This is a genomic window from Streptococcus cristatus, from assembly GCF_963529205.1.
Taxonomy (GTDB): Bacteria; Bacillota; Bacilli; order Lactobacillales; family Streptococcaceae; genus Streptococcus; species Streptococcus cristatus_O.
Window position 1 is genome coordinate 66,038 of the sequence record NZ_CAURYF010000001.1, and the last position, 24,122, is coordinate 90,159.

At 44.3% G+C, this 24,122-nt stretch carries 26 protein-coding genes; 10 read left to right on the forward strand and 16 right to left on the reverse strand.

Features of this window, described 5'->3' with window-relative positions; translation table 11 throughout:
• The first annotated feature begins 14 nt into the window (after positions 1-14).
• The gene (locus tag RWS39_RS00395) at positions 15-1,187 is read left to right on the forward strand and encodes a family 1 glycosylhydrolase (RefSeq protein WP_314479195.1); all 1,173 of its coding nucleotides are present in this window, start codon (positions 15-17) and stop codon (positions 1,185-1,187) included.
• A 98-nt stretch (positions 1,188-1,285) separates the two neighbouring features.
• Here the strand turns inward: RWS39_RS00395 and RWS39_RS00400 are convergent, their stop codons facing one another.
• The 4 genes from RWS39_RS00400 to RWS39_RS00415 form a co-directional block, all read right to left on the reverse strand.
• The gene (locus tag RWS39_RS00400; protein WP_314479198.1) at positions 1,286-1,933 is read right to left on the reverse strand and encodes a Maf family protein; all 648 of its coding nucleotides are present in this window, start codon (positions 1,931-1,933) and stop codon (positions 1,286-1,288) included.
• Complete coding sequence (locus RWS39_RS00405) at positions 1,930-2,157, reverse strand: helix-turn-helix transcriptional regulator (RefSeq protein ID WP_125373146.1); 228 nt, start codon at positions 2,155-2,157, stop codon at positions 1,930-1,932. The genes RWS39_RS00400 and RWS39_RS00405 overlap by 4 nt, the downstream gene beginning before the upstream one ends.
• Before the next feature lie 2 nt (positions 2,158-2,159).
• Positions 2,160-2,762 (reverse strand): DUF3796 domain-containing protein, encoded by a 603-nt coding sequence (locus tag RWS39_RS00410; RefSeq protein ID WP_314479204.1) that lies wholly within the window; start codon positions 2,760-2,762, stop codon positions 2,160-2,162.
• Positions 2,763-2,910: 148 nt separating this feature from the next.
• Positions 2,911-3,771, reverse strand: a complete 861-nt coding sequence (locus tag RWS39_RS00415) for a cation diffusion facilitator family transporter (RefSeq protein ID WP_314479207.1) — start codon at positions 3,769-3,771, stop codon at positions 2,911-2,913.
• A gap of 169 nt (positions 3,772-3,940) precedes the next feature.
• On the opposite strand from RWS39_RS00415, the gene RWS39_RS00420 reads away from it, so the two are divergent.
• The 4 genes from RWS39_RS00420 to RWS39_RS00435 all read left to right on the forward strand — a co-directional run bounded on the left by RWS39_RS00420 (position 3,941) and on the right by RWS39_RS00435 (position 7,552).
• Positions 3,941-4,462, forward strand: coding sequence for a TetR/AcrR family transcriptional regulator (locus tag RWS39_RS00420; protein WP_314479210.1), 522 nt, complete (start codon positions 3,941-3,943; stop codon positions 4,460-4,462).
• A gap of 76 nt (positions 4,463-4,538) precedes the next feature.
• Positions 4,539-5,711: a CynX/NimT family MFS transporter gene (locus RWS39_RS00425; protein WP_314479213.1), complete on the forward strand. Its 1,173-nt coding sequence runs from the start codon at positions 4,539-4,541 to the stop codon at positions 5,709-5,711.
• Positions 5,712-5,942: 231 nt separating this feature from the next.
• Complete coding sequence (locus RWS39_RS00430) at positions 5,943-6,689, forward strand: DeoR/GlpR family DNA-binding transcription regulator (protein ID WP_314479216.1); 747 nt, start codon at positions 5,943-5,945, stop codon at positions 6,687-6,689.
• Positions 6,690-6,724: 35 nt separating this feature from the next.
• On the forward strand, positions 6,725-7,552 hold the full coding sequence (locus tag RWS39_RS00435; protein ID WP_062004544.1) for a Cof-type HAD-IIB family hydrolase: 828 nt from the start codon (positions 6,725-6,727) through the stop codon (positions 7,550-7,552).
• A 30-nt stretch (positions 7,553-7,582) separates the two neighbouring features.
• On the opposite strand, the gene RWS39_RS00440 is transcribed toward RWS39_RS00435, so the two are convergent.
• The 6 genes from RWS39_RS00440 to RWS39_RS00465 are packed head-to-tail and all read right to left on the reverse strand — an operon-like array spanning position 7,583 to position 12,555.
• Positions 7,583-8,062: a GNAT family N-acetyltransferase gene (locus RWS39_RS00440; protein ID WP_187421009.1), complete on the reverse strand. Its 480-nt coding sequence runs from the start codon at positions 8,060-8,062 to the stop codon at positions 7,583-7,585.
• 24 nt (positions 8,063-8,086) lie between these two features.
• Positions 8,087-9,358 carry a D-alanyl-lipoteichoic acid biosynthesis protein DltD gene (gene dltD / locus RWS39_RS00445; protein WP_062004545.1) on the reverse strand — a complete coding sequence of 424 codons (1,272 nt, stop codon included), beginning with the start codon at positions 9,356-9,358 and terminating at the stop codon, positions 8,087-8,089.
• Positions 9,351-9,590, reverse strand: a complete 240-nt coding sequence (gene dltC / locus RWS39_RS00450; protein ID WP_005591431.1) for a D-alanine--poly(phosphoribitol) ligase subunit DltC — start codon at positions 9,588-9,590, stop codon at positions 9,351-9,353. The genes dltD and dltC overlap by 8 nt, the downstream gene beginning before the upstream one ends.
• Before the next feature lie 21 nt (positions 9,591-9,611).
• Positions 9,612-10,856, reverse strand: a complete 1,245-nt coding sequence (dltB, locus tag RWS39_RS00455) for a D-alanyl-lipoteichoic acid biosynthesis protein DltB (protein WP_314479220.1) — start codon at positions 10,854-10,856, stop codon at positions 9,612-9,614.
• A complete protein-coding gene (dltA, locus tag RWS39_RS00460) occupies positions 10,853-12,403 on the reverse strand; it encodes a D-alanine--poly(phosphoribitol) ligase subunit DltA (RefSeq protein WP_314479223.1) in 1,551 nt (516 codons plus the stop codon). Before dltA ends, dltB begins: the two co-directional genes overlap by 4 nt.
• Before the next feature lie 20 nt (positions 12,404-12,423).
• The gene (locus RWS39_RS00465; protein ID WP_005591428.1) at positions 12,424-12,555 is read right to left on the reverse strand and encodes a teichoic acid D-Ala incorporation-associated protein DltX; all 132 of its coding nucleotides are present in this window, start codon (positions 12,553-12,555) and stop codon (positions 12,424-12,426) included.
• Between the two features lie 266 nt (positions 12,556-12,821).
• Here RWS39_RS00465 and RWS39_RS00470 point away from each other — a divergent pair, with 266 nt between their 5' ends.
• The 4 genes from RWS39_RS00470 (at position 12,822) to RWS39_RS00485 (ending at position 15,865) form a co-directional block, all read left to right on the forward strand.
• Positions 12,822-13,148, forward strand: a complete 327-nt coding sequence (locus RWS39_RS00470) for a PadR family transcriptional regulator (RefSeq protein ID WP_311164581.1) — start codon at positions 12,822-12,824, stop codon at positions 13,146-13,148.
• Positions 13,135-13,734, forward strand: coding sequence for a DUF1700 domain-containing protein (locus tag RWS39_RS00475; RefSeq protein ID WP_314479227.1), 600 nt, complete (start codon positions 13,135-13,137; stop codon positions 13,732-13,734). The genes RWS39_RS00470 and RWS39_RS00475 overlap by 14 nt, the downstream gene beginning before the upstream one ends.
• A complete protein-coding gene (locus RWS39_RS00480; protein WP_314479230.1) occupies positions 13,727-14,767 on the forward strand; it encodes a DUF4097 family beta strand repeat-containing protein in 1,041 nt (346 codons plus the stop codon). Before RWS39_RS00475 ends, RWS39_RS00480 begins: the two co-directional genes overlap by 8 nt.
• Before the next feature lie 144 nt (positions 14,768-14,911).
• On the forward strand, positions 14,912-15,865 hold the full coding sequence (locus tag RWS39_RS00485) for a S66 family peptidase (RefSeq protein ID WP_314479238.1): 954 nt from the start codon (positions 14,912-14,914) through the stop codon (positions 15,863-15,865).
• 39 nt (positions 15,866-15,904) lie between these two features.
• On the opposite strand, the gene RWS39_RS00490 is transcribed toward RWS39_RS00485, so the two are convergent.
• The 5 genes from RWS39_RS00490 to RWS39_RS00510 all read right to left on the reverse strand — a co-directional run bounded on the left by RWS39_RS00490 (position 15,905) and on the right by RWS39_RS00510 (position 22,564).
• Entirely contained in the window at positions 15,905-17,155 is a 1,251-nt protein-coding gene (locus RWS39_RS00490; protein ID WP_314479241.1) for a S41 family peptidase, read from the reverse strand.
• Positions 17,156-17,260: 105 nt separating this feature from the next.
• Positions 17,261-18,508 (reverse strand): carbohydrate-binding domain-containing protein, encoded by a 1,248-nt coding sequence (locus RWS39_RS00495; RefSeq protein ID WP_314479243.1) that lies wholly within the window; start codon positions 18,506-18,508, stop codon positions 17,261-17,263.
• Between the two features lie 20 nt (positions 18,509-18,528).
• Positions 18,529-19,209 (reverse strand): DUF4956 domain-containing protein, encoded by a 681-nt coding sequence (locus tag RWS39_RS00500; RefSeq protein ID WP_314479246.1) that lies wholly within the window; start codon positions 19,207-19,209, stop codon positions 18,529-18,531.
• Positions 19,202-19,927 (reverse strand): polyphosphate polymerase domain-containing protein, encoded by a 726-nt coding sequence (locus RWS39_RS00505; RefSeq protein ID WP_314479249.1) that lies wholly within the window; start codon positions 19,925-19,927, stop codon positions 19,202-19,204. Before RWS39_RS00505 ends, RWS39_RS00500 begins: the two co-directional genes overlap by 8 nt.
• Before the next feature lie 237 nt (positions 19,928-20,164).
• A complete protein-coding gene (locus RWS39_RS00510) occupies positions 20,165-22,564 on the reverse strand; it encodes a YhgE/Pip domain-containing protein (protein ID WP_314479252.1) in 2,400 nt (799 codons plus the stop codon).
• A gap of 140 nt (positions 22,565-22,704) precedes the next feature.
• Here RWS39_RS00510 and RWS39_RS00515 point away from each other — a divergent pair, with 140 nt between their 5' ends.
• Positions 22,705-23,235: a TetR/AcrR family transcriptional regulator gene (locus RWS39_RS00515; RefSeq protein WP_314479255.1), complete on the forward strand. Its 531-nt coding sequence runs from the start codon at positions 22,705-22,707 to the stop codon at positions 23,233-23,235.
• A 257-nt stretch (positions 23,236-23,492) separates the two neighbouring features.
• On the opposite strand, the gene rpsD is transcribed toward RWS39_RS00515, so the two are convergent.
• Complete coding sequence (rpsD, locus tag RWS39_RS00520) at positions 23,493-24,104, reverse strand: 30S ribosomal protein S4 (RefSeq protein WP_000092756.1); 612 nt, start codon at positions 24,102-24,104, stop codon at positions 23,493-23,495.
• Between the last annotated feature and the right edge of the window lie 18 nt (positions 24,105-24,122).

A 24,122-nucleotide genomic window follows, 5' to 3' on the forward strand; every position in this document is an offset into this window, starting at 1 on the left:
TGAAAGGAACTAATATGATTAGAAATATTCTATCAAGTAATGGTAAAAGTCTAGGAATCACCGACATCCTGCCCCAGTATGGTGAAGACTATCGTCTCTCTGTCATGGACGGAACAGTTGACTATCGAACAATCCCCCTAGGAGCCTACGATCTGTTCAAACAAGGCTCCAGCAAACAGGATTATCTGGCAGACATTGAAAAAATTAAAACAATGGGCTTCAATACCTACCAGCTATCCTTTTCATGGACTCGTCTCTTCCCGACTGGAGAAGAGCGGAGACCCGATGCTAAGGTCCTTGCCTTCTATGAGTCAATTATCGATGCACTGCTCGAAAATGGCATCGAACCAATTGTGAGCCTGTCTCATTTTGACTTCCCTCTTCATTTGTATGAAAAATACGGAGCATGGAAAAGTCGGCAAATGATTGCCATGTATGAAAAGTACTGCGAAGCAGTTTTGACCCACTTTAAAGAAAAAGTCACTTACTGGATTACCTTTAAAGAAATGAGCGCTCTTTCTTATTTGCCATTCTTAGGCGCTGGGCTACACTTTGATAGTACAGAAAACCAGGAACAACAAATCTGGCTGGCTGCTCACCATCAGCTCATCGCATCCGCAAATGTGGTCAAGCTCGGTCAAACCATCAATCCAACCTTCCAATTCGGTAGTCTGATTACCATCAATAGTGACTCTCACCAAGAAAATCACTCAGCTACCGATGCCTTGGGCCATGAGCTAAACAGACGTAAAAACTACATTTTTACAGATGTGCAGACCAAGGGCCACTATCCAAACCACTTCCTTCGCTACATTGAGCGAAATCAGCTGGATCTGGGCATTACGGAAGAGGATGTCTTCGCCTTAAGAGAAGGAGTCGTGGACTTTATTGCCTTCTCACATTATGCGGCGGAAAATATCCAGGATTTGTTTACCAACAAATATGTCCGCAAAAATGTAGAAACTTGTCTGGCACAACCTGTTATGCTTCGGATTGCCATGTCTGAGCTATATGAGCGCTACCACAAGCCTCTCTTAGTCATTGAGACTTGTTCTGAGGTCTCTGACCACCCGCAATTAGCTAAGAACATTCAAGACAACGTTCAAGAAATTATTAAATCCGTTGAAATTGACGGTATTGAGTTACTTGGCTACACACCATTTAGCTGGAGCGATGTAAATATCTAGGATCCAGTCCCAAGCTCAAAACATAGAAAAATCTCCCCGAGAAAGTAAATAATCACTTGTGGGGAGATTTTTGATGTTTTAGAATAGAAATCAAAAACCTAATCTTTTCCTTTGCTATCTCTAAAAATCCGATAGCTAGTCTCAGCGACAGGCAGGCCGATGATGGTGTGCATATCGCCTGTAATTGAGCGGATAAAGCGAGGATCCAGCTCCTGAAAGCCGTAAGCACCCGCCTTATCCAGCGGACGCTTCTCATGCAGATAGGCCTCGATGACAGGCTCTAATTCTGGGTAATAATCTACAAAGTCCACCTGCGCCACGGTGTAAAAAACTTCTAGAAAACCCTGCATACGGAGACAGACCGAAGTCACTACATGGTGGCTCTTGCTAAAGTAAGACCGAAACATCCGACTGGCTTCAGCTAAATCCTGTGGTTTATTGTAAATCTGACCATCCACTACGACGATGGTATCAGCTGAAATATAAAGGGTTTCAGCTTCCAAGTCCAAATCAGACTTGGCCTTGGAAATCTCACAACAAATCTTGGCCGCCTTGGTCAGAAAGTCCTGATCATCGATGGTTGCCATACAATGCTCTTCGATAGCTCGCTCGTCCACTTCTACAGCCTGAATCTCTGGATTCAAAAAATTCAGCAATTCCTTGCGCCTGGGCGACGTAGATAGCAGGACAAAGTGACGAATCCTTCCTTTTTCACCTTCCCTTTGGTAGTCAAAAACCGTCTTCATGATTGTCCTCCTGTGTCCTTTAATTGAAAGAGTTCTTCCACCCGCAAATCAAAAACCTGAGCGATTTTTAAAGCCATCTCTAGCGAGGGATTATAACGATTATTTTCCAAATGCAAGATCGTTTCGCGCCGCATTCCAATGCGGTCAGCTAACTCCTGCTGGGTCATGCCTCTGGATTCACGAACAGATTTGAGATTGGTGATAATATTGCTTTCCTTGGCCATTTTTAACCCCTCTTTTCAAATAAAAAGAAGACAAATCCAAAGAGCAAAACCAAGATACCAATCATGATGAAAAATATTCCGGCATTGACTGTGATGGAACCTACATTAGCGCTAAGGCCTGCAAGTACCAGTAAAGTTGCTATACAGATGGCAAACATCAAAGTCGCTGCTTTTGCTAGATTGGCATAAAAGCGCTCGTCTGCTCTCTCCTTGACCTTTTTCAAGGCAAAAAATAACAGAAAGAGAAACTGGATAGCGAGGGGGCCTCCCAAGGCAATGTACTTTATAAAGGGCGGATTGGTGCTCGGAGTCCACAACCAGATTCCGACAGTATAGATAGAGGTTGCCGTAAGCGTTAGTAGATTATAAAATTTCATGGTCAGATCATAGACCTGCTTTTCTTGAACTTCTTTCATCTTCTTAGGCCATGGTTTCATGTGAAACCAAGACCAGATGCTTATAAGCTGACCTATACTTACCAAACCGACAATCATCCACTTGGCTGACCAGCTGAGATTGCTGGGAGCAAGGAAAACAGTAAAATCAATAAAGAGAGCGGTGGCGACCATCAAAATGAGGCCACCCATTTTTTGACTTTTTTTCATGATAGACTCCTTTCGTTTGTTAGAAATATTTAACACCTTTATGTTATAAATATATCACACATAAGAATAAAAGGCAAGTACTTATGTGCTACTTTGGAATTTTTTATTTCCACAAACAAAAACCCCAGAATTTCTCTGGGGAGCTGGCTTATTCTTTACCAATACAACATTCTTGGTGTTCCTGCAAGCTTTCATCGGTCTGAATGGTTACTTTGGCAATGCCATAAGCCAAAAGCTTTTGACGCAGGACAACCTGCGTTTCAGCTAGCAAATTTGGGTTTTCCAGACAGATATGAAGCATGGCATATTTTTCCAAACCATCCGTTGTCCAAACATTGAGCTGGGTGATGGTTCGCACATTTTCTAGCGCTGCTATTTCCTGATACAGCTGACCGAGGTCCACATCGCTGGGCACATGGTCTAGGAAAATCTGGATATTTTCCCAAAATTTTGGCAGGGCCTGACTGAGAATAAAGCCTGCGATAACCAGAGAAAGCAGTGGATCTAGGAAATACCAATCGGTGAAGCGCAAAATGAGAGATACTACGATAACCGCTATCCAGCCCAAAATATCCTCAAGAAAATGCAGACTGAGAATCGATTCATTATGACTGTGTCCATGACTGACCACTCGGCTGGCTACTGTATTGACGACAATAGCAACAATCCCCAAAACTAACATGCCATCATAATTCACCTTCTCAGGGGCAAATAGTTTAGGAATATTTTCCACGATAACCAAGGTCGAACCGACCAGCAAAATCACCGAGGTCAAGAGGGCCCCCAGCAAGCTGTAACGCTTATAACCCAAGGTATATTCTCGGTCTTCTTTTTTTGTGGAAATCTTTTCAAAAAGAGTCGATAGACCAATAGCCAAAGCATCTCCCGTATCATGAACCGCATCCGCTAAGACAGCGCTAGAATGAAAGAGAAGCCCAAAGATAAACTCAATAATAGCAAAAGAAAAGTTCAAGAGAAAAGCGATTGTCATATTTTTACTGGATTTCATGTGAACCTCCTTATTTATTTTCCCAAAGGAATAATACTTATGGTATAATCTAATCAATACCGAACACTCTGTTCAATTATATTATCTCCTATTATTAGAAAGGAAACAAGAGCCAGTTCATGCCCTTTGTCTCTTAGCAGACAAAAAGCTCTTTTTGTACGGAATTTCCATGGATAGACGAGTAAAAAAATCACGCGCGGCCATTTACCAAGCCTTTATCAGCCTGCTCAATCAGAAAAGCTACGAAAGCATCACCGTTCAGGAAATCATTGACCTAGCAGATGTAGGCCGCTCCACCTTCTATAGCCACTTTGAGACTAAGGAAACTCTGCTGGAGGAACTCTGCCAAGAGCTCTTTCAGCATACCTTTATCGAGCGCTCTGAGGGACGCGATTTGTTTGAAGCGACAGCCCATATTTTCCATCACTTTCGGAAAAATCAGGATCGGATAGCCACCCTTCTCTTGGCTAAAAATACTTATTTCATCAACCGCCTGAAAATTGAGCTTGAGCGCTATCTCTTTCCCATGATTGAGCAGAAATTGTTGCAGGAAAAGAGCCATCTGCCGGACAACTTTTTAAAAAATTATGTGACGTCAACTTTTGTGGAGACGGTCAGCTGGTGGTTGCAGCAACGAAATCAGGTTGACGAAGACACGATTTCCCACTATTTTCTGGACTTGATGGACTAAGCCGCAATTCGCCTATCATTTTCTAAAAAGATATGGTATAATCGTTCCTTGATGTGCGAAAGGAGATTGACTATTTATGAAAAAAGAACACTCACCATTTTTAATTCCAGGTATAGTGATGATCGGGATAGCACTACGGGCTCCTTTTACTGTTTTGCCTATCGTTCTGACAGATATTGCAGAGGGGCTACAGGTCCCAGTTAGTTCCCTAGGCCTCTTGACTAGCCTGCCCTTGATCATGTTTGCCCTCTGCTCGGTCTTTGCTCCGCGCTTGGCGCAAAAGATGAGCTTGGAAAAACTGTTTGCTCTTGTTTTACTCGTGCTAACTCTAGGCTCACTGATTCGCGTATTTAATCTTCCCTTACTTTATACGGGAACTATTATTTTAGGAGCGGCTATTGCTGTCTTAAACGTCCTTCTTCCGAGCTTGATTCAGGCCAATCAGCCGCATCGTGTCGGTCTTTTGACAACCCTTTATATCACATCGATGGGACTGTCGATCACGATTCTGTCTGCTTTGGCTGTTCCCATCGTTCAAATGAGCTCTTGGCAAGGTCTCATTTGGGTATCGACCCTGATTTGCTTTGTGATTCTCTTGGTTTGGCTGCCCAATGTCAAATATAGCCATCGCTTGGCGGCTAAACAACAAGGAAAGCAAAAGCAAGGAGCTCTTCTAAAAAATCCAAGAGTCTGGGCCTTGATTTTATTTGGCGGCTTACAGTCACTACTCTTTTATACCAGCATGACTTGGTTGCCAACCTTGGGGCAGCAAGCTGGCCTTTCTACTGATACGACCGGACTACTAGCAGCGGTCTTTTCTCTGATTAGCCTGCCCTTTTCAATGACAATTCCTAGCTTGACAGCGCGCTTGAAAGCTCGTCAACGTCTGGTCATGATTAGCTTGGTTTCCGCAGCAGGCCTGATTGGTATTGCCATGCTCTTGATTCGGACAGATGCCTTTGCTTACTGGCTGATTCTTAATCTCCTCATTGGCATGTCTGTCAGTGCTCTCTTCCCCTATCTCATGGTGACCTTCTCCCTCAAGACCTCTACGCCTGCTCAAACGGCTCAACTATCTGGACTAGCTCAAACTGGAGGATACATCCTAGCTGCCTTCGGCCCGAGCCTCTTTGGCTACAGCTTTGATTTGTTCCACTCTTGGACACCAGCCATCCTCATCCTCCTCGGACTGACCGTCATCATGACCATGAGCCTCTTTTACATAGAAAAATTTGATAAGATTCTATAAAACTTCTGATTCTCCATCAGGAGTTTTTTGCTGCCAAGTTTCTTGTGATTGCCGAAATTCACTTGAAATCATCTTTCCTCATCTTATCCGCTTGATTTTTTTGATTATAACCTAATTTTACAAAGACTTTTTTATTTTCGATAAAATAGCTTATATTTCATTATAAAAACTTGCATATACTTATAAAATGAATTATAATGAACTTATAAAGAAGCAGAAAGGATGAGAAAGATGTATCAAGAGCAACGGCTTTCAAAAATGCTGGAACTTTTGGAGGACAAAGAACAGCTGGCGGCCAAGGACATGGTAGACTATTTTCAGGTTTCCAAGGATACCATTCGCCGTGACTTCTCAATTTTGAGCGAGCGAAAACTGGTTCAGCGCACCCATGGCGGGATTATTCCTTTGGAAAATAGTCAGCAAATTCCTTCTTTCAACGACCGTGTCAGCCAACTAAACCAAGAAAAAAAGGCCATTGCTCAGAAGGCTCTGGACTTTCTCAAACCCAATCAGGTCAATTTCTTTGATGTGTCGACGGTGGTTCTCAAGCTGGCTCAGCAAGTTCAGAAACCGATGACGATTTTTTCTCATTCTTTGGATAATGCCATCATGCTGAGTGAGCAAGAGCAGGTTGCTTTCCATCTTTTAGGTGGAAAGTTCTACTCTAGAAATCGTTTTTACTACGCCCTCAATGAAGCCGAGCTGCTCAGAGAAATTTCTTTTGATCTAGCCTTCATCGGAGCTGCAGGTCTGAAAAATGGCCAAATCAGCTTTGAAGATCAGGAAGATGCCTATCTGAAGAAGCTAGCTCTCAAGCAGGCCAAGACAAAGATTCTGCTGGCTGAGCAGGCCAAAGTTAAGAAAGAGTCAACCTATATTTTAGGAAATATCAGCGATTTTGATTACTGGATCACCGATCAAAAACCTAGCCCTGAGCTAGAAGCTCTTCTAGCTGGGAAAGTCAACATTATTTACTAGTTTCATTTTATAGCTTACGTACGGAGGAAGCGACCATGACCAAGCAACCTATTCGTTTGATTATCAGCGACATTGACGGCACAATCCTTAATGACCAACACCAAGTAGATCCGCAACTGAGGGAGCAGATTCCCTTGCTAAAAAAAGAAAACATCCCTTTTGTTCTAGCCTCTGCCCGCTCTCCTCTGGGCATGGAGCCAATTGCGCGCAAGCTGGGACTGGGTGATAACCCACTAGCCTGCTACAACGGTGCTCTAGTCATCAAGGGTGACCCGCAAGATTACGAGACCATTATCGAGCATCCATTGGATAAAAAAGAAATCCGCACTTTTCTGGAACTGGTAAAAACTAAGTTTCCTAGTGTTTCCATCAATCTCTACTCTGGTAAAGATTGGATTGCTGACCGTTTGGATAGGTGGGTGCAAATTGAAGCCGAGATTACAGGTGAGCAGCCTCTTATTCAAAATGTTCTGCTACCTGTTCTGGATGTGCTCATTCCAGTCCATAAGATGCTGTTGATTGATGATGCAGCTGTTATCCAGCAGCTCCATGCCTACTTGCAAACGATGGATTTTCCAAATACAGCCTTCTACCTGTCCAAGGACAACTATCTGGAAGTCACTCATAAAGAGGTATCAAAAGAGCAGGCCCTTCTGGAAGTGGCCAAACACTACCAGATTCCGCTGGAACAGGTCATGACAATTGGAGACAACTTCAATGACCTTCCGATGCTGCGACTGGCTGGTCTGGGAGTTGCCATGGGCAATGCCCCTGAAGCAGTTAAATTCGAGGCAACAGCCGTCACTAAAAGCAACAACCAGCACGGGGTCGCCAAAGCTATTGAGGAATATGTTTTACTATAATGCAAAAAAATCTGCCCTTGAGCAGATTTTTTATTGATGGTAATCGTAGGCAAGGCGAGAGCTGCCATCTGGCAAATAAATCGTGCCACACTGGCTAAAACCGTAGCGGCGAATGGCTGCCTGCATCGGATGGTTATCTTCATGCGTATCGATGCGGAGATAGGAAATTTGCTGCAGGCAAAAGTCAAGACATTGATGAGCCAGACCCTTTACTTGTCCATTTGAAGCGATACGATGGATTGTACCGTAAGGCTCTGAAAAATGCCAAGCACCTTCAATTTCTTGGTAGGTCGGATCTGGTCCGATGATGAACGCAAAGGTTCCAACAACCTGCCCAGCCTCTTCAAAGACATAGCAGTGACCTGCCCGAATATCTCCCTCTACCAGCTGACAATTCGGATAGGAAGCTGGCCACTGACTGGGATTTCCCATAGTCCGCATAAACTCCCTAGCCTGATCAAAAATTGCTAAAATTGCTGGGATATCCTGCATTTCCGCCAAGCGAATCATGACTTCTCCTTCCAGCTTGCATTCTTATTTGACAAATTCCTCGTAGTCGCCTGTATAATTAGCCCACTCCTTACTGAAGAATTTCTCATTGATCTGATAGTTAGGGGCAGGTTGGGGGTTAGAGACAAAAGGATCTACAGCCTTGTCGAAGGCCAGCCAGCCATTCCAGCCCATGTGGATCGTGTCCTGCATAAAGTAAGGCTTGTCGCCGTCCTTAGAAAAGTCAGCAATATTCGTAAATCCTTGACTTTCCAGCTGGAACTTAATCTTCTCAACTGTCCGCTGGTACATCTCTTCACTCAGTCCAGTATAGGCCATCCATTTGGCATTGACTGGTGGAATGACAAAGATGACATTGGTTTTTGATTTGGCAAATTGCTCCAAAACCAGCTGCAAATCATTGTACTCGGGAGACTTTTCGTAAGACTGCTTGGATTGGAAGCCTTTGAACTTCTTGATTTTTCTAGCCAAACGCTTCTTATAAAAGTCGTTATCGATACCTAAATCATTGTTATTGGTCTGCTTGACAGCATCTGCCGTAGCCAGCTGCTCCAACTCTTCATAAGAAAAGTCATCTGGAAGACGGGAAAGCTGAGGCAAAACCTTCGTGTCATAGTTGCCATTATTACCAGCAGCAAATGTACTGAAAAATGCATCCTCCCGCTGATAAATCCGACTCATAGTATTAATATACTGCTGCTCAAAAGAAGTCAGTTGGCTTCCATCGGCCACTTTCCTGACAATATCCCCCATAGCAATGTTGGGATAGAGCTGCAAAAGTCGCTGGGCTGCATACTGGGAGCCTACTCCACCATCCTGCCAGCTAAGAAAACCAGCTAGCTGGTCGCTATTGAAATACTGCTGAAAAGCCGCCGCATCATAGCCTTTTTTGGTAAACCATTGCGGAGAAACGACATAGACGGCCGTCTTATTTTCCAGCTCAGAGGTCATCTGCTGCATCCCAAAATATTGGTTGAGAGAAGCCGCCCCCCGCTGCCCTAGAAAATAAGGTCGGTAATTGCGGTCATACTTCTCGGCCAAAACAGCTGGGTGCATACTGTCAAAGCGCAGCCATTCACTAGATCCAAAGTAGGGCACAAAACGGGTATCTTGATCTGTCAGGGCCGTCATTTTTTTGCTACGGCTTTTGAACGTTTCTGCTGTAAGGGTCACAGCTGCCCGCTTCTCTGCTTCCACATCATGCTTTTTCTCAAGCGGATAGAAGAAAAAGAGCAGGGCGACCATGATCAAGGCGCAGAAGACAGGCCCCAGAATCAGCCAGAGTCGTTTAAGCATTACGAAGCTCCGTTACGCCTTCAACGATTTTATTGGCTGTATTCCAGTCATCACGGCCAAATTCTGACACTGGCACGCGGATGTCAAAACGGTTTTCCAGCTCAACAATCAGCTCTACTGTCCCCATGCTGTCCAAAACGCCAGCATCAAACAAATCCTCGTCCATCATGTCCGAAACATCTTCCATAAATAATTCGTCAATAATTTCAATTACTTCTGCTTTTACATCCATTTTAGTTTCCTCGTTTACATTTTATTTTTTAAACCAAAGGTCATTCAAAAATCCTGAGAAGATCAAGAATGAGAACATGACAACATGGAAGGTGATCACAACCCCCAGCGCTTGGGTCCACTTGTTGTCAGGCAGGGCTGGCAGTCCCTTACTTTTACGCTCTTTATTGATGGTCTTTTTCTTACGGAGCCAAGCGTCATTGACCACCAAGCCCAGACCGTGGAAGAGACCATAGGCGATATAGTACCAGGTCACACCATGCCAGAAGCCCATGACCAACATATTGATTATATAGGCTACACTGGAAGTCGTATTGCGGTTTTTAAAGACCTTGTTGCGCATGAGTACCATGACCAGGCGCATAAAGACAAAGTCACGGAACCAAAAGGACAGGCTCATGTGCCAGCGATTCCAGAATTCCTTCAAATCGCGTGAAACAAAAGGCTTGTCAAAGTTGATAGGGCTCTTGATGCCCATGAGATTGGAAATGGCCACCGCAAACATCGAATAACCGGCAAAGTCAAAGAAGAGATCCAGACCAAAGACATACATGACACCTAGCGTTCCCAGATTGAAGAAACCGCCAGTATAGAGGGCATAGGTCTTAAGATGCCCTAAAATCATGTGGCCAAAGATATGAGCTAGGACAAACTTATAGAGAAAGCCCAGCATGATATACTTGACCGACTGCTCCAGCATATCTAAAAGCTCATCGCGCTCTGGAATTTGGAGATAATTTTCATTGAAACGCTTAAAACGATCAATGGGGCCACTCGAAAAAGTGGGCATAAAGAGCATAAAGCGGAGGAATTCCCAAAGGCTGAAATCAGTCAGCACGCCATCCCTCAGCTCAATAATCATACCAACTGAACGGAAGGTCAGATAGGAAATTCCCAGAAAGCCAAAGAGCGATTGATGGCCACTGATAGCTGGCTCAACTTTGACCCAGAATAGGGGCAGGATCGCCAATGCTGTATGCAAATAAAATATCCACTTGCTGTCCCGCTTTTTGCGGTAGAATTTATAAGAATAGACCCAGATCGTCTGCCAGACAACATAAAAGAGCAGGGCATAGAGCTGCGCCAGACTAGGGCCCGTCAGCATCAAGACAATAAAGGCCAAGCTGACCAGGGCTTCATAGACTGGGAAGCGTTTTTTAAAGAAAAGTCCGATAAAGATTGGCAAAACAGCCAAGATAAGATAAAGGAAATACTGTGGGTCTCCGTAAGGCTCCAGATGAGGAAGCTGTTTCAAGAAATCCATCATGACTTGTTGACCTCACTAATCAGCCCCTTGATATCAATCTTACCGTTGGGTGTTAGGGGCAGAGATTCCCGATAGAGGAACTTAGACGGCATCATATAAGACATCATGATATCCTGCAGATCCTCTTTGATAGCCTTGGTAATATCGATTTCACGGTCAAATTGCTCTGCAACACCGTCTTTCAAAATAACGTAGGCTAATAAGTTTTGAACCTTGTGGTCCTTATTGTAGCGTGGCACTGCTACTGCTGCCTCGATATACTTAGATTTGTTGAGGTTTTGAGATACGTCCTCTAGCTCGATGCGATAGCCGTTAAACTTAATCTGGAAGTCCATACGACCGCCGTAAAGCAGGAGACCTTCATCAGTCATCGTACCCACATCACCTGTATGATAGGCTGGTAGCCCTTCAAATTCAAAGAAGGCTTCAGCTGTCTTTTCAGGATTGTTGAGGTAGCCCTTGGATACGGCTGGTCCGCAGACAATGATTTCACCCTGCTGACCATTCGGCAATTTTTGCCCATTTTCATCGATGACAAAGGTTGGTGAATCCGCCTTGGTATAGCCGATTGGCAAGCGCTTGAGGGTCGCTAGCATCTCATCTGTGATGGCAACTGCAGACAGAGCCACCGTTGCTTCGGTTGGGCCATAGGCATTGATAATACGAGCCTCAGGGAAACGCTCCCGCAATTTCTGAGCTGTCTTGACCGTCAGCTCTTCTCCATCAAAGTAAAAATGCGTAATGCCTGGCATCTTTTGGCTATTAAAATCTTCCGAAAGCATGGCCATATCCGCAAAGGACGGTGTAGAAGTCCAGATTGCTACAGGCAGGCTAAGAATCGCTTCAAATAACTGTTTGAAGTCCTGAGTCAGACTAGAAGGCAGGGCATAGAGAGTGCCTCCCAGCGCCAAAGTCGGTGCCCAGTACATAACTGACAAGTCAAAAGAATAAGGCGGTTGCGCCAGCATTTGCGGACGGCTAGGTGTCGCAAATTCCTTGTCTGTAATCATCCAGTTGGTAAAGCTGAGCAGGTTATCATGAGAGATTTGCACACCTTTAGGTTTACCAGTCGTACCAGAAGTAAAGATGATGTAGTAATTGTCATCACCCTTGACTGGATGACTAATCTCATAGGCAGTCTTCTCTGCGTAAGCCGCTCGAACCTGATCCAGACTGAAAATGGCTGCATCTGTATCCGCCAGCGGAAAATCTGCAATGGCGATAATCAAGCTTGGTTCAGCTACTTCCACGATAGCCGTCACGCGCTCCAAGGCTGAATGACTATCAATAGGAATATAGGCATGACCTGCCTTGGTCAAGGCCACAAAAGTAGCCAGCATTTCGTACTCCTGACCACCGTAGACCACGACGGGTGACTTGGGAGCCAGCCCCAAGCTATCAATCTTGGCTGCCAGTGCATCGGAGTCGGCCTTTAGATCCCCGTAAGTATGAACTTGTCCGAGGACATTGTAGACAGGGAAATCTGGCTGCGTCTGAGCAAAGTGCTCAATCGCTTCAATCATATCTGTAATTGCTGTATTTGACATGTGTATAGTACTCTCTTACATTAAAATTCATTGTAGATAAAGCCACCTTGACCTTGACCAAGATAACTAAAGAAATAAAGCAGGGCTACGAAAATCACAAAGTATAGCAATGTCTGCCCTACAAACTTATAAATCGTCTTATATTTCGTCATTTCATTCACTCTTATCTTTTTTTAGATAGACATAGATTATTTTACCATTTTATAGAGAAAGATTTCAATATAAAAGCTATCAATTGTGTAAAGTTCTTGTAAGGAAATAAAGAGAAAAAGAGGTACTTCCCTTATCGTTCAAGGATGAAATCCTTTTCAAAATCTATCAGTGAAATTTCTATATATTACTTGACTTTTAGTTCGAAAGAGGATATCCTATATGTAGAAAGTTTATATATAATATTTTTATATATAGGAGGTAGTACATGTATTTCCCTACATCTTCTACCCTGATAGAATTTCTGATTTTAGCAATTTTAGATAAAGAAGATTCCTACGGCTATGAGATTAGCCAGACCATCAAGCTCATTGCAGATATCAAGGAGTCCACGCTTTATCCTATCCTGAAAAAATTGGAAAAGAGTCAGTATTTAGAGACTTACTCTCAGGAATATCAAGGTCGAAAACGAAAATATTACTCTCTGACCCCAAGAGGTCAGAAACAACTGGTCAACCTTAAAGATGAATGGGAGCTTTATACCAACATGATTAAGGGCATTATCGAAGGGAGCATTCGCCATGACAAGAACTGAATATCTAGCTCAACTAGATCACTATTTGAAAAAGTTGCCAGCAAAAGACTATCAAGAAGCCATGGACTACTTCACCGAGTATTTTGACGAGGTCGGTCCAGAAGGCGAGGCAGCCGCTATTGCTGATTTAGGCAGCCCAAAGGAAGCGGCCCACGAGATTATGTTGAATCTTTTGGACAAAAAAGTCGAAGAAGATAACCAAGACAGCAGTTCATCAAAAAACACTAAGAACATCGTCCAGATTGCTATCCTATCCATTTTAGCAGCACCCTTGGCTATTCCGCTCTTTATAGTAGCAGCACTTTTGACTTTCGTTTTCTTCCTCTTAGTCTTTATCTTTGCTCTCGTCATGGCTATAGGTGCCTTTGCCTTCTTTATCTTTGGCATCAGCCTGATCTGGGACACTTTGACAGTGGGACTGACGACATCTATCCCGGCCTTCCTGTTCACTCTGGGACTCAGTGTTCTAGCTCTGGGACTGTCTGGCATCTTCTACGCAGGCATTTCTCCTGTTGCTCAGTTTGGCAAGGCTGGCTTTGTCAAACTAGCTCAACTTTTCGCAAAGAAAGGAGCACGTCATGGCTAACATCAAATTGAAAAAACCTCTTTTATCCGCAGCTATTTTAGCCTGCCTATTTGGTGGAGCCCTGACAACTATCGGCTCCATTACAGGCGGTGTCAACGACTTGGTCAATTCTGCCAAAAGCAAGGTAAAACTCACGAAAAAAGAAGAAAGCTTCTCTGATCTTTCTTCCCTAAATATTAACTTAGCGGCTAGAAACCTCGTCATCAGCGAATCTCCTGATGACAAGGCTCACTTGACCTATTACCAAAGCGATGGTAACTATCAGATTGATGGAAGCTCGCTTGGAAAAATCACGACAAGTTCTGAAAACGGAAACTTAAGCATCAAGGAAGATGGTGCAGGTTCCTTCCACATAAGCGCTGGTATCCGCTCCCTACTTAGCTTATTTGACCAAGAATCTCAGGGGAAGCGTACTGTGCAGCTTTCCCTGCCCAAAGGGACCAAGCTTGAGACATTCAACGGCAGTTCGTCATTAGGAGATGTTACGCTGTCCAATCTATCAGCCAAAAATGCTGACTTCTCTCTATCCAATGGCTCGTTGACTGTGAATGATAGCCAATTCGCATCAGGTAAATTTAAGAACTCTCTGGGAGAGATTTCCTTTAATAACAGTCAGATTAACTCTGGAAAAATCAATGCTTCTTCGGGTACCCTCACTCTGAGCAACAGCCAGTTCGCATCGGGCGAAATAGCAAACTCTCTGGGAGAGGTCAATCTAAACTCAAGCAAAATCTCCGACAGCACTCTGAAAATCTCAAGCGGCTCACTGAACTCTGAACAGTTGGAATTAGCTGGTACAATCTCTATCACTGACCAATTGGGCGATATTAATCTGCATCTGGTTTCTGGCAGTTTGTCGCAGCTATCCTTTGATCTGAAAACGAATCTAGGTGAAATTGACATCCCTAGTGGTATAAGTGTAGAGCACTCCAAAGGCGATGAACTTGGTGGCTCTGCAGTCCGTAAAGTCGAAAATCCGACAACTACACTTACTGCCAGCGCCCAAAGCGGCAGCATTAATCTCAGTGAATAAATCATAGAAATGATTATATACAATCAGGGAGTCCTCAGCGGCTCCCTTTTTTAATAAAAATTCCCGTAATGCCCTAAGATTGCTTTACAGGCCTTGGCCTTTGTGCTATGATATTCTATAAAAATTTATCATAAGGAGGTTTCTATGAAAAAACTCACACCTGGTATGCATATTCGGGTCGTAAGCCCCTCGTCGTCAATCGAACGGCTTGGCGGCTTTGAGGCCAATCTAGCCGCCAAGGAGCGCTTGGAAAAGCTAGGATTTACCGTGTCTTTTTCGGAGCATTATCTGGAAAATGATATGTTAGGTTCTGCCTCCATCGAAAGCCGGGTGGCAGACATTCATGCTGCCTTCTCAGATGACTCCGTTGATGCTATTCTGGCCACCATCGGAGGTTTTAACTGCAATGAGCTCCTGCCCTATCTGGACTTTGAATTGATTGCTAGAAATCCTAAGATTTTCTGTGGCTACTCGGATACTACTGCCTTGCTCAACGCGATCTATAACAAGACTGGCATGAAAACCTACATGGGACCGTCCTACTCCAGTTTTAAGATGGATGCCCTGCAGGACTATCAGACCGAGAGCTGGCTCAAGGCTGTCAGCCAGACTTCTTATGAATTGACTCCTAGTGAAAAATGGGGCGACAATGCCTGGTATCTGCCCGATGCCCCACTGACCTTCCATGAAACAGAGTGGAAAGTCTATCATCACGGACAAGCCCAAGCCACTGTTATCGGCGGTAATCTTTCCACCTTCTCACTCCTACGCGGCACCCCCTATGCCCCAACAGATGAGAACTATGTCCTCTTTGTTGAAGAGGCCGAGGTAGATGATTATGTGGAATTTGACCGCAATCTTGCCGCCCTCCTTCAGGCCTATCCTAACCCACAGGCCCTTCTCATCGGCCGCTTTCCAAAAGAATGCCAGATGACAGAGGAGCTGCTCTTTTATATCTTGGATAAACATCCGATTCTCAAACAAATTCCCGTCCTCTATGACTTGGACTTTGCCCATACTCAGCCGCTCTTTACCATTACCATCGGTGCTCAAGTGACGGTTGATACGGAAAAAATGGCCATCAGAATTGATGAATAAACATGAAACGACCTCCAAACAAAAGGTCGTTTTTGATATCTAAAAGTCATGAATCATCGCTAAACAGCGCTCCAAATCCACATCCCGCTCCAGATGCTCAACTGTCCAAGGAATAAGGATGGCTGGTTCAATCCCCTTGTCTGTCATCCCCTGTCCCTTATCAAGTGCTAGAGCGCGTGAAGTTGGAAAGTTCAAACTATAATCACCATAATCTACCTGACAGCAGTTGGAATAATCTAGTATTCCAAGAGTCGGGCGCCCCAGAACCGTCACCTTAGGAAACCATTTCATCATCTGGACAAAATTGTCTCCCGACGAAGCACAGTAGACATCTGCCAAGACAAAAATCTTCTCAGGATGGCTTCCTCCTTTCACATTAGGAAACATTTCCCTGTCCTCGCCTCCAAATTTGACATAGCCTTTGCCCCGATTGGCCTGCAGGTCTTGCATGATTATCTCCAACAGATCCTTCGTCTCCTGCTTAATCCCTTCCTGCTGCACGTAGGCTTCAAAATCTTTCAAACGCAGGTCGACATTCCGCTCGGTGTAGAGAATTTCCATCCCTTCATCAGTCCAGTCCAAGTCAGAATAGACTTGCCCCTCAGAAAGGGCATAGTGGAGCAGGGGAAAATACAGCGAGTCCATCCCGCCAGTATTTTGACGGACATCAATCACCAGACAAGCAGCCCTCTTGATAGTATCTTGTGCTTCCTGATAGAGTTTGTTGATGGCTTTCTCGTTCCTAAAGTCATCCAAACGGAGATAAATAACACCCTTTTCTAACTCTTTCCATTCAAATCGGCTCTCTATAGGATTCTGGCTAGGCTCAACTGAAAGGATTTGCTCTGCTCCTGCTCGAAAAACAGTCACTTGCCTAGCTTTTGAAATCAATTCGCTCCACTCACGGTAGTTTCGCTCGGGTGTTGAACTGGTAAAATACGCTCGGTGCATCCTATAAAATTCTTCTAGATGCTGTCCATCCAGTTTCACAATTTGATCGCCCGCCTGTAAATTCGTATCTGCATTAGCCTGCTCAACATAAAGTCCTTGGATTGTTGAACGTAGAACAAAACCTTTTGGCTTAGCATATTTCTCTCGAAAAGCTACGTGGCCGATAACTCCGAAGCTAGCTAGATAAGTCTGAACCTGATAAAGAAAGTCCTTTTCACTCATATCGTCTGAAATACATTCGCGAAAACCAGTCGGATCCGCACCGGCAATATCCTTTTTAGTTGCCGAATCTTGGGTCATAATCGAAACAACATCTTCAAAAATAGCCGTTTTTCTCATCGTATTGCTCCTCGTCATTATTGAGACTAGTATATCATTTTTGTACATTTTATGCCGATTTAAACAAAAAAATCTAAGCACAATCTCTGCTTAGATTTTTTCTAATCAATGTCCACCAAAACCACCTTGTCCGCCTGGGGCACCGCCACCACCAGGGCCATCTGCTGTGATTTCGGTTCGATTTTGCCCATTAACCGTGATAGTCCCGCCCGTATAGGTAGCCTTACCATCAAAGTCAAAGGCAGATACAGTGGATGTGATGGCTAGGTTTCCTCCTGTCATGATGATATCGCCATTGGAGTCAAGAGCATCTGTATCGCCTTGGCCGACCTCAACCTTGATATCACCACCAGTAATCTTGATGAAAATCTCAGCTCCCGTCGCTGTACTAGCTGCATTGATCCCATCATCCGTCGCATAAAGATCAAGTGTCCCGCCGTTAATCGTGACATTTGTTCCCTCTAAAGCTTCGACACTGGACTTGACTGTGATGGTGCCACCGTCGATCACCGCTGCATTGCTAGCATGAAGGCCGTCATCGCCAGCATTAATCGTAATGGTCCCAGACTGGATATAGAGATTTCCGAGCGAAGTATCTTCATCGTTATCTGCATGGATCGCATCCTCCGTCGCTGTAATATCTAGACTAGCCTCCTTGATGTTGATGGCATCATTAGCTGACAAACCATTCTTGTAACCTTTAATCGTATAAGTCCCGCCTGTGATACGCAGGTCATCATTAGACTCGACCGCGTTACCGTATTTTCCTTCGATGGTCAGACTGCCTGAGCCGTTGAAAGTCAAGTCGTCCTTACTATAAATGGCTGCATCATAGTCCGTATTGGTATGATTGGCTGAGTCAGAAATGCTATTCTTGCTGCCTTCTGCTAGGGTAATGAAGGTTTTATCCGCATTTTCTATCACAATGGCTGCATCCGTCCCTGTCATAGTCACGCCATCCAAGACGATTTGTACCTTGTCTTGATCGCCAGTCTTGACGACAATCTGCACATTTTCACTGCTGCCAGAGAGGACATAAGTCCCAGCTGCCCTAATGGTCACCGTTGAGCCAGAAACACTGGCTCCGTCACCAGATGTCTTGGCTGTGGAGCCGCCCAAGCTAATCTTGGTTGCTGTCGACTCATCATAAGAAGAATCCTGATCACGATCCGTGAAATAGCTAGATGTGTCTGTCTTTGTCGTACTGGTCACCGTTTGAGTGGTCGTGGTACTAGCACTCGTACTAGTGCTGGACTGGCTGGTCAAGCTGCAAGCTCCCAAGGTGACACTCATTAGCGCTAGGGGAACCATTAGTTTTATTTTCTGAAATATTTTTTTCTTGCCTGTTTTCATGATTGGCCTCTTTCTAGGTATTATAATTCATTTTCTTTCGTAATATAGCGGCTAATAGCAATCTCTAAATTTCCATTGCGCGTGCGTAGGGCATCGATGAGTTCTTTTTCGGTCATTCGACCATTCAGCTGAATGATGTATTTAAGCTTGAACAAACTTCCCATATCAGAGGTTTTGACATTGGCCAGTTCAACATGATTGACAGCTTTGTTGAAAATATCATCAAAAATGCTTTCATAGTCCAAACTTTCTGGTATAACGATGGTCAGCTGGCGCATGGAATGCTTCATCTGCCCAAAATTAACCACCTCAAGCAGCAGCATGACGAGCGACATGATGAGGGTAAAGACGGTCGCAAAGACCAGATAGCCCATTCCGATGGCAATCCCGATTGTCATGACCAGGAAAATGGACACCAGCTCCTTGGCCCCTCCCGGTGCGGAACGGAAACGAATCAAGCTGAAGGCCCCCATGACGGCAACCCCTGCTCCCAGACTTCCATTGACCAAGAAAATCACAATTGCAATCAAGGTCGGCAAAAGCGCCAAACTCATCACAAAGGATTTGCTGTAAACCGTCTTAAACTGGTAAACCTTGGCAACGACCAAGCCCAAAAGCAAGGACACTCCGATTGCCAGCATCATCATGGCCGGATCTACGGCCGTATCGGTAAAAATATCATAAAATAAGTGACTAAGCATGATTTACAACTCCTTTATAGTCTGTCGTTTTCTTGTAAGCAACCCCGTATTTGGAAAAGGAGCTTGGGAAGACCTGATGGCGATCCAAAATCTCACTCAGCCAGAGCGGATAGGCCCCTGGCACCTTGACTTCCATAATCACATGATGATCCGGCAGAAGATTTTCCCCGTAATGACCATGCAAAAGGCTTAAATCATAGTTGCGGTAGGTCAAATCGTGGTCAATGGTAATCCGAACATTGGGATCCTCAATCCCCTTCATAGAATAACGATTGTAGTAGATATACATCATGGGCTGCAGGCCACCGTAGCGCTGACCCAGCCAGTCGATTTCCTCACGAATCTGACAATCTTCAATCTTACTGTGATCGCCCTCCAAGTAAGCCTCGGCAGCTACTAAATCTGTCGAAATGCGGCGTTTGTAGACAATCTTACGCACTTTTTTCTTGATTTCCAAAAAGACTTGACTGTCTTTTCTCGGATTTTTATCGTAGGTCCGCACGCGCAATTTTTCTTTAAAATAAGGCTTTTCCAAGGACTCACGAATCATTTGATAGGTCGGGGTGTCGTAGTAAAGACTATGGATGGTCGAGTAAGCATGCTCATCCTCCACCAGATGGCTTTCAAACTCGGTCAATAAATCAGCCAAAGTTTCTTTGGAAATAATATATTTGGTTTCAAATCGTTGAAATTTGTCTTTAAATGTTTTTTTAGCCATGGGTTTTTCCTCTTTCTTGTAACTAGAGCCATTTTACGGATGAAAACTTAAAGCAAGGCTAAAGAAAACTTAAAGAAAACAAAACATTATTATTTTCATACTGAATAAAATAGACTTGTGGAGAACATCTATAAAATAAAATTCTCTGCTGTTTCACGTGAAACAAAAAAACTTGGTTCTGTTCACAAAACCAAGTTGTTCCTTTCGAAGAGAAAATAGTCTGCCCTCTTCTCTATCTTAAATGATTTTCTTCTTATCAGGACGATAGGCCATTGTGCCTAAGACCATGAAAAGCAGTAAAGTCGCGGTCAAGAAAGCTAGTTGGCCACCGATTTGACCATTCATCGAGATCGTTTCCCGCAGTCCTGACACCGCATAGCTCATCGGTAAGATTGGATTGAGCTTTTGGAAGATTTCTGCCGTTAGAGGCAGCGGATAAGTACCAGCGCTAGAAGCCAGTTGCAGGAGCAAGAGGATCAAGGAGATAAAGGCCCCGACCTTACTATCCCAAGTGACTAGAGCCGTCACAACTGCCATAAAGGCCATGCTGGCTAAAACAGTCAAGGCCAGCGTCATCCATTCATAGTTGGCCTCAAGACCGATCAAATGAACCGCTCCATAAACCAAGATGCCAGCCAAAACAGAAATCAAACCATTGACCTCCAGACGAGCCTTGAGCCAAGCTTTGCGAGAAGCTGGAACTTGACCAGAAGGGAGCGTGCCGAAAATGACATTGGTCGAAATCGCTGCTACAAAAAGAGCAACAGAAATCATGTAGGGGGCCATACCAACACCATTTTTACCAACCTGATCTTTATCTGTCTTTTTCAGCTCGACAGGGCCAGCCAAGGCGGCCGCATTGTCCTCTGTCACTGAAAGCTCGGATAATTGACCCTTGGCACCCGTCAACCCTGTATTTAGAGTCTGAGCACCGATTGATAAATCTCCCAGCCCACTAGTTAAAGTGAGACCACCAGTCGCTAACTGCTGAGAACCATCCGCCATTTGAGTGGCACCCGTAGATAATGTTTGCATCCCTGTGACCAAAGTAGATGATTTATCATTTAATTGAGAGAGGCCTGAGCTGATTTGACCGATTCCTGAAGTCACTTGGTCATTATGGTTCGCTAGATTGGCCGCTCCTTGAGAAAGCTGATCGACACCTGTAGTATAAGCGGCTACTCCCTGAGCTACTTGAGAAAGGCCACCTGTATAAGCCGTAATACCTTGAGAAAGGGTCGCTGAACCAGTGCTGGCAGAGGATAGAGCCTCATTTACCTGACCTAGACCACCATAGAGACCACTAATCATAGCTGAAGCTCCCGGCAGGACTTGGTTGGCTGCTGCCGACAGCTGACTTGCCTGACTGCTGGCCTTTTGCAGACCTTGCAGATTCGTTTGGATAGCTTGGACTTCCTGTACAATGGTTGCCGCTGCACTGCTGCTAGAATCAGCTCCACCTGCTAGAGCTGATTTTAGTTCTTCTTGCTCACTGGCAGAAAGTTTTTGGTAAGCAGCTGTGCCTTCCAAAGCGGCCACGGCTGCCGCCCGATCACTTTGCGCACTACTTGCCAAAGACTGGGCATTGGTCGCAATCGTCGTGAGAGAAGCCGCAATTGTTTCCGTTGGCAAACTCGTTCCTGATGTGGCATTCTGAATAGCTGTATTGAGCTGATCTAGACCTGCCGTCAACTGAGCAACCTTTTCTTGATTAGCAGTAACACTACTATTAACAGATGATTGCAGTTCTGCCAAACCACTATTTAGTCGCTCCACACCAGCAACTAATTCCTGTGAATTGCCCGTCAGTTGGTTGGTTCCATTCAGTAATGTTTCTGACTGAGCGGTTAATTGACTGGCACCAGCTGAAAGCTGCCCAACTCCATCTGTATATTCCGTCATCTTGCTAGTAAAAGTTGGCAAGCCAGCATTGATCTGAGCCACTCCATTTGTATATGCTACCAGACCAGTTGACAGCGCTGTGGCTCCATCTGAGAAAGTGAGGCTGGACTGGGCTAGGCTTTCCAAGTTAGTCGACAGCTTTTGGCTGCCGTTTGCTAATTCTTGACTGCCTTCAGCCAATTTAGCAGTCCCATCGACAGCCGTGCCAAGTCCACCTTTTAGCTTATCCATACTCGCAAAAAGGCTTGTCACATAGCTGTTCGTGATCTTCTGACTGACAGACTGCTTCATCGAAGTCATGGCAGAATCGCTCATTTTACTAGCGATAAAACTATGACCACTGGATGTTTGATAGTGAATCGTGACCTGCTTGGGCTGATTGCTCAAGATACTAGCCGCATTGGCTGATAGATCCTTGGGAAGAGTCACCACCATGTAATAGTCGCCCTTTTCCAGTCCCTTCTCTGCCTGACTCTCATCCACAAAATGAAAATCCAGCGCTTCATTTTTCTTCATATCTTGAACCATATCTGACCCAATGGACAAGTCTTGTCCATACAAGCTCGCCTTCTGGTCCTGATTGACCACCGCTACTGGCAAATCAGAAAGTTTGCCATATGGATCCCACATGGAACTCAAAAAAATCACATTATACAAGGCTGGAATCAAGGCAACTCCCAGCATGACTACAATAATCTTCGGTTTTTTGAAGATAGCTTTCCATTCTTTGAACATCTCTTCTCCTTTTTATACACATTGTCTAAAAATTTGATATAATAGATTATACACAATAAAAAAATTAAGGCAAGCAGAAAATTCTATTTTTGAACACCTTGTCTAATTTTGTATAATTCAATAACAAAGGAAAGATTGAAATGACGGAAAGTAATAAACGTAAAAAAACCAAGGCCATCATTGAAAAGGCTATGGTTGACTTATTACATCAAGAATCTTTTGACCACATTACGACAGTCGAATTGGCCCGAGCTGCTGGTATCAGTCGCAGTAGCTTTTATACCCACTACAAGGATAAATATGATATGATTGAGCGCTATCAGCAAGGGCTCTTTCATCAACTAGAATACATCTTTGAACACAATCGAGAAGATGTTGCAGTCGCTATCACAGAGGTCTTTCAGTTCTTGACCCAAGAGCCTCTTCTGGCTGCTCTCTTGACGGAAAACGGCACTAGAGAAATCCAAAATTTCCTGCGTCATAAGCTCCAATCCTTACTTTCCCAAATCCTACAGGAACGGTTTCGACACAAAGCTTTCAATCAAATCGAAAAGGAATACGGCATCGTTTACCTCGTTAATGCTTTCTTTGGCGTCTACCAGATGTGGATCGCCCGAGGCAGTAAGGAAAGCCCTGAACAAATGGCTGATCTCCTTTTAAAGATGCTATAAAATTTAACAACTAAAGAAAGAGGCTAGGACTTTTGTCCTAGCCTCTCAATTGTCTTTGGATTATCGAGCAAGACGCAGTGGTTGAGTGGGCTCTACTACGCTGATTTCATCAGCTTTTACAGCCCTACTCAACTGTGCGGAGGTGGGACGACGAAACCGAATTCTAACGAATTACCGATTTCTGTCCCACTCTCTCTTTTTATTAATCGAATAAAAAAGAAGCCAAAAACGGCTTCTGAATAAATTTCCAATAGAAATTAAAGCATTTTGTTGTAGAATTCAACGACAAGTGCTTCGTTGATTTCTGGGTTGATTTCGTCGCGTTCTGGCAAGCGAGTCAATGAACCTTCCAATTTTTCAGCGTCGAATGATACGAATGCTGGACGTCCAAGAGTAGCTTCAACTGCTTCAAGGATAGCTGGAACTTTCAATGATTTTTCACGAACTGAGATCACTTGACCTGGAGTTACGCGGTATGATGGGATATCAACGCGTTTTCCGTCAACAAGGATGTGACCGTGGTTTACGAATTGACGAGCTTGACGACGAGTAGTCGCAAGACCAAGACGGTAAACAACGTTATCCAAACGACGTTCCAAAAGAAGCATGAAGTTGAAACCAAGGATTCCGCCTTTGATTTTTGTAGCTTGTACGAACAAGTTACGGAATTGTTTTTCACCTACACCGTAAGTGAAACGAAGTTTTTGTTTTTCAGCCAATTGCAAACCGTATTCTGACAATTTGCTGCGGTTGTTTGGTCCATGTTGACCAGGTACATAGTTACGGCGAGCCAATTCTTTACCTGTACCAGTAAGAGAAAGACCCAAACGACGAGCTTGTTTCCAAGATGGTCCTGTATAACGTGACATATAAATGTCCTCCTATAA

Coding starts and splice junctions, on each gene's coding strand:
- RWS39_RS00395 (WP_314479195.1), top strand. CDS start 15: ATGATTAGAAATATTCTATCAAGTAATGGTAAAAGTCTAGGAATCACC.
- RWS39_RS00400 (WP_314479198.1), bottom strand. CDS start 1,933: ATGAAGACGGTTTTTGACTACCAAAGGGAAGGTGAAAAAGGAAGGATT.
- RWS39_RS00405 (WP_125373146.1), bottom strand. CDS start 2,157: ATGGCCAAGGAAAGCAATATTATCACCAATCTCAAATCTGTTCGTGAA.
- RWS39_RS00410 (WP_314479204.1), bottom strand. CDS start 2,762: ATGAAAAAAAGTCAAAAAATGGGTGGCCTCATTTTGATGGTCGCCACC.
- RWS39_RS00415 (WP_314479207.1), bottom strand. CDS start 3,771: ATGAAATCCAGTAAAAATATGACAATCGCTTTTCTCTTGAACTTTTCT.
- RWS39_RS00420 (WP_314479210.1), top strand. CDS start 3,941: ATGGATAGACGAGTAAAAAAATCACGCGCGGCCATTTACCAAGCCTTT.
- RWS39_RS00425 (WP_314479213.1), top strand. CDS start 4,539: ATGAAAAAAGAACACTCACCATTTTTAATTCCAGGTATAGTGATGATC.
- RWS39_RS00430 (WP_314479216.1), top strand. CDS start 5,943: ATGTATCAAGAGCAACGGCTTTCAAAAATGCTGGAACTTTTGGAGGAC.
- RWS39_RS00435 (WP_062004544.1), top strand. CDS start 6,725: ATGACCAAGCAACCTATTCGTTTGATTATCAGCGACATTGACGGCACA.
- RWS39_RS00440 (WP_187421009.1), bottom strand. CDS start 8,062: ATGATTCGCTTGGCGGAAATGCAGGATATCCCAGCAATTTTAGCAATT.
- dltD (WP_062004545.1), bottom strand. CDS start 9,358: ATGCTTAAACGACTCTGGCTGATTCTGGGGCCTGTCTTCTGCGCCTTG.
- dltC (WP_005591431.1), bottom strand. CDS start 9,590: ATGGATGTAAAAGCAGAAGTAATTGAAATTATTGACGAATTATTTATG.
- dltB (WP_314479220.1), bottom strand. CDS start 10,856: ATGATGGATTTCTTGAAACAGCTTCCTCATCTGGAGCCTTACGGAGAC.
- dltA (WP_314479223.1), bottom strand. CDS start 12,403: ATGTCAAATACAGCAATTACAGATATGATTGAAGCGATTGAGCACTTT.
- RWS39_RS00465 (WP_005591428.1), bottom strand. CDS start 12,555: ATGACGAAATATAAGACGATTTATAAGTTTGTAGGGCAGACATTGCTA.
- RWS39_RS00470 (WP_311164581.1), top strand. CDS start 12,822: ATGTATTTCCCTACATCTTCTACCCTGATAGAATTTCTGATTTTAGCA.
- RWS39_RS00475 (WP_314479227.1), top strand. CDS start 13,135: ATGACAAGAACTGAATATCTAGCTCAACTAGATCACTATTTGAAAAAG.
- RWS39_RS00480 (WP_314479230.1), top strand. CDS start 13,727: ATGGCTAACATCAAATTGAAAAAACCTCTTTTATCCGCAGCTATTTTA.
- RWS39_RS00485 (WP_314479238.1), top strand. CDS start 14,912: ATGAAAAAACTCACACCTGGTATGCATATTCGGGTCGTAAGCCCCTCG.
- RWS39_RS00490 (WP_314479241.1), bottom strand. CDS start 17,155: ATGAGAAAAACGGCTATTTTTGAAGATGTTGTTTCGATTATGACCCAA.
- RWS39_RS00495 (WP_314479243.1), bottom strand. CDS start 18,508: ATGAAAACAGGCAAGAAAAAAATATTTCAGAAAATAAAACTAATGGTT.
- RWS39_RS00500 (WP_314479246.1), bottom strand. CDS start 19,209: ATGCTTAGTCACTTATTTTATGATATTTTTACCGATACGGCCGTAGAT.
- RWS39_RS00505 (WP_314479249.1), bottom strand. CDS start 19,927: ATGGCTAAAAAAACATTTAAAGACAAATTTCAACGATTTGAAACCAAA.
- RWS39_RS00510 (WP_314479252.1), bottom strand. CDS start 22,564: ATGTTCAAAGAATGGAAAGCTATCTTCAAAAAACCGAAGATTATTGTA.
- RWS39_RS00515 (WP_314479255.1), top strand. CDS start 22,705: ATGACGGAAAGTAATAAACGTAAAAAAACCAAGGCCATCATTGAAAAG.
- rpsD (WP_000092756.1), bottom strand. CDS start 24,104: ATGTCACGTTATACAGGACCATCTTGGAAACAAGCTCGTCGTTTGGGT.